Genomic DNA, 7,142 nt, shown 5'->3' with positions numbered 1-7,142 from the left:
AAGCCTGCGTATACTGGATCGCCCGCTTTCGCGGGCGATGACAGTTTGAGCGATCACCGCCCGATGCTTGCCGCTTCTTCCGCGGCGCGCTGCATGCTGGACGACATCTCGTTCGTCACCACGCTTTGCTCTTCCACCGCTGCGGCCGTCGCTGTCACATATTCGCTGACGTTCTGAATCTCGCTCTTGATCGCATTCAGCGCATCGACGACATCGCCGGAGATGCCGTTGAGGCTGCCGATCTCGCTGGAGATGCGATCGGTGGCCTGCTTGGCCTGGGTCGCGAGATTCTTCACTTCGGAAGCCACCACCGCAAAGCCGCGACCGGCCTCGCCCGCGCGCGCCGATTCGATCGTCGCATTCAGCGCCAGCAGATTGATCTGGCCGGTGATGTTGCCGATCAGTTCGACAATGCCGCTCATGGCCTGCGCCGCCGCAGCCAATCGCTGTGCCTGGCCATCGGCAATCTCGACCTTGCCGACCGCCGTCATCGCGGTCTCGCGTGACTTCGTCATGGCTTCGGAGATCTCGCGCACCGACGCGTTGAGTTCTTCGGCGCCAGCGGCGACCGATTCCATCATGCCGCGGACGCGTTCGCTCTTCATCCGCGCGATCACCTGCGCGGTGACGTCGGACGCGTATTTCACGACCTTGTAGGGCCGGCCGTTGAGATCGAAGATCGGATTGTAGGAGGCCTGAATCCAGACCTGCTTGCCGTGTTTGCCGATGCGCTGATACTCGGCGGTCTGATAATCGCCGCGGCGCAGGCTGGACCAGAAGGCCTGATAGGCATCGGTGCCGCGTTCATCGCCCGGTACGAACATGCTGTGGTGCTTGCCCTGGATCTCCGACAGCGCATAGCCCATGACCGACAGGAAGTTCTCGTTGGCATTGAGCACGATGCCATCGAGATTGAACTCGATCACGGCCTGCGACTTGCCGATCGCCTCGATCTGCCCGGAAAAATTCGCCGTACGCAGCTTCTGCTCGGTCACGTCGGAGGCAAATTTGATGATCTTGATCGGCGCGCCGGTCTCGTCAAGAATCGGATTATAGGTCGCCAGTATCCAGACTTCCTTGCCGCCCTTGCCGAGCCGTTTGTATTCGGCCGCCTGATACTCGCCGCGATTGAGGCTGGCCCAGAATTCACGATAGGTCGCGCTGTCCCGATCCGCCGGCATCACGAACATGCTGTGATGCTTGCCGCGGATCTCGCCCAGCGAATAGCCCATGGCATCGAGGAAGATCTGGTTGGCCGACACGATGGTGCCGTCCAGGTTGAATTCGATCATCGCCTGCGAGCGTTCGATGGCTGCGATCTTGCCGCTGTCCTCAAGGCCGCGCATTTTCTGCGCGGTGATGTCGCTGCAGAATTTGACGATGCGTATCGGCTTGCCCGCCTCGTCCAGGATCGGATTGTAGGATCCCTGGATCCAGACCTCGCGGCCATCCTTGCCGAGACGCTTGAATTCGCCGGACTGATAGACGCCGCGATTGAGCCCCGTCCAGAAATCGAGATAGGCGGCGCTGCCGCGCGCAACCGGCAGCACGAACATGCTGTGGTGCTTGCCCTGGATTTCGGCGAGCGTGTAGCCCATCGTCGCCAGGAAATTCTCGTTCGCACTGATGATCGTGCCATCGAGATTGAATTCGATCAGCGCCTGCGACTTGTTGATCGCCGTCGCTTTTGCAAGCGCATCGCGTGCGGCCGTTGTCGTCAACCACTGCAACATCGAAATAACTTTCTGTATGGCTTCCAGGGAAATCGCGTCGTCAAATATAAACCAGACCGGCCGGCAAAGATGGATCGGACACCTTTGCGCCTGCTGGTATCCTTCTCTCATCGATGTCCGAAAAATTGATTAAGTGGGAACCTCGATTGCACGCGATACCCGTGGCTTGCGCATGCCCGGATCTGAAATTAGCGCGGCACGTCAGGCACTTCACTATGACTTGGCGACAAAGATAAATATTATAGCTGAATGGCACCGGCCTCCCCGGACTGCTCGCGCAAGTGAAAGCGGCATGGCCTTACCCGCATCCGAATACTATAGATACGCAACCGAACGCTCCGTTCCCGCTCCGACAGAACCGCCAACGACATGCTGCTTCTCGCCATCGACACCGCTCTCGACGCCTGCGCCGCCGGTATTCTCGATACGGCCACCGGGCAGCTGATCGCGCATGAATCGCAGCCCATGAAGCGCGGCCATGCGGAGGCGCTGATGCCGTTGCTGGCGCGGGTGATGCAGCAATCCGGCATCGCTTTTGCGGAGCTCGACCGGATTGCGGTGACGACCGGGCCGGGCAGTTTTACCGGCCTGCGTGTCGGCCTTTCCGCCGGCCGCGGTATCGGCCTTGCCGCCGGCAAGCCCGTGGTCGGCGTCACCACGCTGACGGCCTATGCGGCGCCGGTGGTGACACGGAACGGCGATGCGCCCGTGATCGCCGCCATCGATGCGCGGCATGACCATGTGTATGTCCAGGCGGTGAGCGGCAACGGCACCGCGCTGCTGCGCCCCTGCGTGATCCCGATCGACGAGGCCGTCGAGGCCGCGCGCTTCGGCGCGCCGCATCTGGTGGGCAATGCCGCAAACCTGCTGGCGTCGCGCTGGCCGGCCGATGCGCCGCAACCGATCATCGTCGATGAGCAGGCCGCGCCCGATATTTCCTGGGTGGGCTGGCTGGGTGCCGCCGTCGATCCGCAGACCGCGCTGGCGCGACCATTCTATCTGCGCGCGCCCGATGCCAAGCCACAATCGAGCCTGATGGGCGGGCTCGGCCAAACACAGCCGGCCCCATGACCATCGGTTCCCTGCTTCGGCTGTTTCGACGCAGCCCTCCTGCGATCGAGCCGGCCACGCCGAAAGATGCGGCGCAACTGGCGCGCTTGCATGGCGCATCGTTTCATCGCGGCTGGGGCGACGGCGAATTCGACCAGATGCTGCGTGAGCAGAACACGCTGATCCATCGCCTCCGGCAGGGCCGCAACATCATCGGCTTTGCCGCGTCGCGGATCGCCGCCGATGAAGCCGAGATTCTCTCCATCGCAGTTGCGCCGGAGCAGCGTGGCCGTGGATTGTCGCGCACATTGTTCATGACCCATCTCGGCCATCTCGCCGGACGCGGCGTGCGTACCGTGTTTCTCGAAGTGGAGGAAAACAATATGCCGGCACGGAGGCTTTATGACCGCACCGGCTTTGCGGTGGTGGGCCAGCGCGCGCGCTATTACAAAGACGCGGATGGCACGGAATTGAACGCCCTGATCATGCGCCGCGACTTGTCCTGACGGCGCGCCGATGGCAAAAGAAGCCATAGTGAGATCGGCACCATGACGGCATTAAAATCGAGTTCTTCCAAAGTGGACAGCATCGAATCGCGTTGCGCTGCAACGGGCATGCGCATGACCGAACAGCGCCGCGTGATCGCGCGCGTGCTGGCGGAGGCCGACGATCATCCGGATGTGGAAGAGCTCTATCGCCGCTGCGTCGCCATCGACGACAAGATCTCGATCTCGACGGTGTATCGTACCGTCAAGCTGTTCGAGGACGCAGGGATCATCGAGCGTCATGATTTCCGCGAAGGCCGCGCGCGCTACGAAACCATGCGCGATACGCATCATGATCATCTGATCAATCTGCGTGACGGCACCGTGATCGAATTCACATCTGAAGCGATCGAGAAATTGCAGGCGGAAGTCGCCGCCAAGCTCGGCTACAAGCTCGTCGACCACCGGCTCGAACTGTATTGCGTGCCGCTGGACGAGGACAAGAAGGGGTGAGCCGTACCCCCTCCGTCATTGCGAGCGCAGCGAAGCAATCCAGAAAGCCAAGTGAAGGAACAGCTGGATTGCTTCGTCGCCAAGAGGCTCCTCGCAATGACGGCTGAAAGAATCATATGAGCTTCGATCTCGTCATTTTCGACTGCGACGGCGTGCTCGTCGATAGCGAGGCGCTGGCCTGCGTGGTGCACGCGGATGTGCTGACGGCCTATGGCTATCCGATCACCTCGGCACAGGTGCATGAGCGCTTTCTCGGCCGCTCGGCGCGCGAGGCGCGGGCGGAGGTCGAGGCCGAGATGGGCCGTGTGTTGCCGGACGACTATACGCATACGTTGCGCTCGACGATCGACCAGGTGTTTGGCGAACAACTGCAGCCGGTGCCGGGAATCGGCGATGTGCTGGCCGGCCTCGCGCAGCAGAAATGCGTGGCGTCCTCGGGCACGCCAACCCGCATCCGCTCGAGCCTCACCACCACAAAACTGATCCATCATTTCGGCGAGCATCTCTATTCGGCGCTACAGGTGGAGCGCGGCAAGCCGGCGCCGGACCTGTTTTTGTTCGCCGCCGCCCAGATGGGCGTCGAGCCCGCCCGCTGCGTGGTGATCGAGGACAGCATCCATGGGGTCACCGGGGCCGTGGCAGCGGGCATGACAGTGTTCGGCTTCCATGGCGGCGCCCATTGCAGCCCGGCCACCGCAGGCGCCCTGCAGGCCACTGGAGCCCATCTGGTGTTCGACGACATGCGGCGGTTGCCGGCGCTGATCGACGCCGGCGTGCCCGGCGCACGGGCGTTTGATCCGGGATATCGCATAGAAATCGCGAGAAATTCCCGCGGCCATCCTTCGAGACGCCGCTCCGCGGCTCCTCAGGATGAGGGCTGAGTATGGCTCTGTAGACGACCCTCATGGTGAGGAGCCCGCAAGGCGGGCGTCTCGAACCATGCAGGCCAAGCACCATCCCCAAGCCTTTGATCCAACCTAACCCGTTGTAACGCTTATATTTTGCCGCTGGCGCTGGATTTATCGGGTGCGAGCCTATAATTGAACGCTGCGCGCGTGACGCGCTTTCTCCAGTTTTTCGGGTTCCATGACCACCGCGCCGCGCAAGCTGCACATCAAATCCTTCGGCTGCCAGATGAACGTCTACGATGCCCAGCGCATGGTGGACACGCTGGCGCCCGAGGGATTCATCGAAACGGCCAATGCCGACGATGCGGATCTGGTGATCCTCAATACCTGCCACATCCGCGAGAAGGCCTCGGAAAAGGTCTATTCCGAGCTCGGCAAGCTGCGCCTCGCCAAGGCGGAAGCCGCCCAGCACGGCAAGCAGATGAATGTGGTGGTGGCCGGCTGCGTCGCCCAGGCCGAGGGCGACGAGATCATCCGCCGTGCGCCGGTCGTCGATGTCGTCGTGGGGCCGCAGAGCTATCACAACCTGCCGCAACTGCTCGCCAAGGCTAGAGGCGGTGAACGCGCGCTGGATACGGATTTCCCGGTCGAGGACAAGTTCGGCTTCCTGCCGGCGCCGAAGCCGGCTGCGATCCGCGCCCGCGGCGTCTCGGCGTTCGTGACGGTGCAGGAAGGTTGCGACAAGTTCTGCACCTTCTGCGTGGTGCCCTATACGCGCGGCGCCGAGGTCTCGCGCCCGGTGAGCCAGATCGTCGAGGATACAAAGCGCCTGGCCGATAACGGCGTGCGCGAAATCACGCTGATCGGCCAGAACGTCAACGGCTATCACGGCGAAGGACCCGATGGCCGGCCCTGGGCGCTGGGCACGCTGATCTTCCGGCTTGCCGAGATCCCCGGCATCGCCCGCATCCGCTATTCCACCAGCCATCCCCGCGATGTCGAGGACACGCTGATCGCCGCGCATCGCGACCTGCCGCAGCTGATGCCCTTCGTGCATCTGCCCGTGCAGTCCGGTTCGGACCGAATCCTCGCCGCTATGAACAGAAAACATACGGCAGCCGATTATCGCCGGGTCATCGACCGTTTCCGCGACGCGCGGCAAGACATTGCTTTCACGTCGGATTTCATCGTCGGCTTCCCCGGCGAGACGGAACAGGATTTTTCCGACACACTCGCGCTCGTCACACAAATCGGTTACGCTGGTGCGTATTCGTTCAAGTATTCGCCTCGGCCGGGTACACCGGCTGCGGAGTTGCAGGAGACGGTGTCACAGGCTGACATGGACGAGCGATTGGCGCGGTTACAGTCACTGATCGACAGCCAGCAAGCGGCCTTCAACAAGGCTGCCGTCGGCCAGACCGTCGATGTGCTGTTCGAGCGCGCCGCACGCAATCCCGGCCAGATCGTCGGCCGCACGGCCTATCTCCAGCCTGCTCACGTGATGGCCTCCGCCGACATCATCGGCCAGATTCTTCCGGTCCAGCTTGAAAGCCTCGAGCGCTACAGCCTCATCGGCACGCTCGCGTCAGCTTCGCATCCTAATTTGTCGCCTGAGTTATCGCAGCCAGTCCTCACCGCCACGGGAGCCTGAATTCTTGGCAAAGAGTGCATCGGATTCGTCTACGCTCGCTGCTCGCAAACCCGACTTCACCGCCTCGGCCGAGACGCAGGTCGTCATCGATTTCGATGACAACCGGGCCGCCTCCGCCCTGGTCGGCCCTTACGGCCAGAATCTCGCGCTGGTCGAGCGACGACTGAATGTCGTCGTGGACAGCCGCGGCAATCACATCACCCTCACCGGCACCCGCGACGCCTGCGATGCCGCCCGCCGCGTGCTCGAAATGCTCTATACGCAAGCCGCGCAGGGCATCGAGCTGGCACAGGGCGATGTGGAAGGCGCGATCCGCGCAACGCTGGCACAGGGCTCGCTGTTTCCGTTCGATCCCAAGAATCCATCGAAGCCGATCTCGAATTTCGAAGCCGTCAATCTGCGCAAGCGCCCGGTGCGCGCACGCACGGCGGCGCAGGACTCCTATATCCGCGCACTGAAGAGCCACGAACTCGTGTTCGGCGTCGGTCCTGCCGGCACCGGCAAGACCTGGCTCGCGGTGGCGCATGCTTGCATGCTGTTCGAGCGCAAGGAAGTCGATCGCATCATCCTGTCGCGCCCGGCCGTCGAAGCCGGCGAGCGCCTCGGCTTCTTGCCGGGTGATCTCAAGGAAAAGGTCGATCCGTATCTGCGCCCGATCTATGACGCTCTCTACGATCTGATGGATGCGCGCGTGGTCGAACGCGCATTGGCCGCCAACGAGATCGAAATCGCGCCGCTCGCCTTCATGCGCGGCCGTACGTTGACCAATGCCGCGATCATCCTCGACGAAGCGCAGAACACCACATCGATGCAGATGAAGATGTTTCTGACCCGTCTGGGCGAGAACAGCCGCATGATCATC

Annotated in this window: 7 protein-coding genes; 6 read left to right on the top strand and 1 reads right to left on the bottom strand. The window is 62.5% G+C overall.

Annotation, left to right across the window (positions count from 1 at the left end):
- Positions 1-53: 53 nt before the first annotated feature.
- A complete protein-coding gene (locus ACIQ2A_RS24780) occupies positions 54-1,733 on the bottom strand; it encodes a PAS domain-containing protein (protein WP_398484516.1) in 1,680 nt (559 codons plus the stop codon).
- A 369-nt stretch (positions 1,734-2,102) separates the two neighbouring features.
- On the opposite strand from ACIQ2A_RS24780, the gene tsaB reads away from it, so the two are divergent.
- The 6 genes from tsaB to ACIQ2A_RS24750 form a co-directional block, all read left to right on the top strand.
- On the top strand, positions 2,103-2,804 hold the full coding sequence (tsaB, locus tag ACIQ2A_RS24775; protein WP_398484514.1) for a tRNA (adenosine(37)-N6)-threonylcarbamoyltransferase complex dimerization subunit type 1 TsaB: 702 nt from the start codon (positions 2,103-2,105) through the stop codon (positions 2,802-2,804).
- Entirely contained in the window at positions 2,801-3,289 is a 489-nt protein-coding gene (gene rimI, locus ACIQ2A_RS24770; protein WP_398484512.1) for a ribosomal protein S18-alanine N-acetyltransferase, read from the top strand. Before tsaB ends, rimI begins: the two co-directional genes overlap by 4 nt.
- Before the next feature lie 42 nt (positions 3,290-3,331).
- The gene (locus ACIQ2A_RS24765; RefSeq protein ID WP_398484510.1) at positions 3,332-3,781 is read left to right on the top strand and encodes a Fur family transcriptional regulator; all 450 of its coding nucleotides are present in this window, start codon (positions 3,332-3,334) and stop codon (positions 3,779-3,781) included.
- 116 nt (positions 3,782-3,897) lie between these two features.
- Complete coding sequence (locus tag ACIQ2A_RS24760) at positions 3,898-4,662, top strand: HAD family hydrolase (RefSeq protein WP_398484508.1); 765 nt, start codon at positions 3,898-3,900, stop codon at positions 4,660-4,662.
- Positions 4,663-4,867: 205 nt separating this feature from the next.
- Positions 4,868-6,280, top strand: a complete 1,413-nt coding sequence (gene miaB, locus ACIQ2A_RS24755; RefSeq protein WP_398484506.1) for a tRNA (N6-isopentenyl adenosine(37)-C2)-methylthiotransferase MiaB — start codon at positions 4,868-4,870, stop codon at positions 6,278-6,280.
- A gap of 4 nt (positions 6,281-6,284) precedes the next feature.
- The coding region (locus ACIQ2A_RS24750; RefSeq protein ID WP_398484504.1) for a PhoH family protein at positions 6,285-7,142 on the top strand (858 nt) is incomplete at its 3' end.

Origin of the sequence: Tardiphaga sp., from assembly GCF_044336785.1 — a bacterium.
Taxonomy (GTDB): Bacteria; Pseudomonadota; Alphaproteobacteria; order Rhizobiales; family Xanthobacteraceae; genus Tardiphaga.
The sequence above is the reverse complement of the archived record's forward strand: the minus strand, read 5'-3'. Positions and strand labels throughout refer to the sequence as shown.

What these genes read in the sequence shown, in the direction of transcription:
- rimI (WP_398484512.1), top strand. Translation starts at nt 2,801, where the DNA reads ATGACCATCGGTTCCCTGCTTCGGCTGTTTCGACGCAGCCCTCCTGCG.
- ACIQ2A_RS24765 (WP_398484510.1), top strand. Translation starts at nt 3,332, where the DNA reads ATGACGGCATTAAAATCGAGTTCTTCCAAAGTGGACAGCATCGAATCG.
- tsaB (WP_398484514.1), top strand. Translation starts at nt 2,103, where the DNA reads ATGCTGCTTCTCGCCATCGACACCGCTCTCGACGCCTGCGCCGCCGGT.
- ACIQ2A_RS24780 (WP_398484516.1), bottom strand. Translation starts at nt 1,733, where the DNA reads ATGTTGCAGTGGTTGACGACAACGGCCGCACGCGATGCGCTTGCAAAA.
- miaB (WP_398484506.1), top strand. Translation starts at nt 4,868, where the DNA reads ATGACCACCGCGCCGCGCAAGCTGCACATCAAATCCTTCGGCTGCCAG.
- ACIQ2A_RS24760 (WP_398484508.1), top strand. Translation starts at nt 3,898, where the DNA reads ATGAGCTTCGATCTCGTCATTTTCGACTGCGACGGCGTGCTCGTCGAT.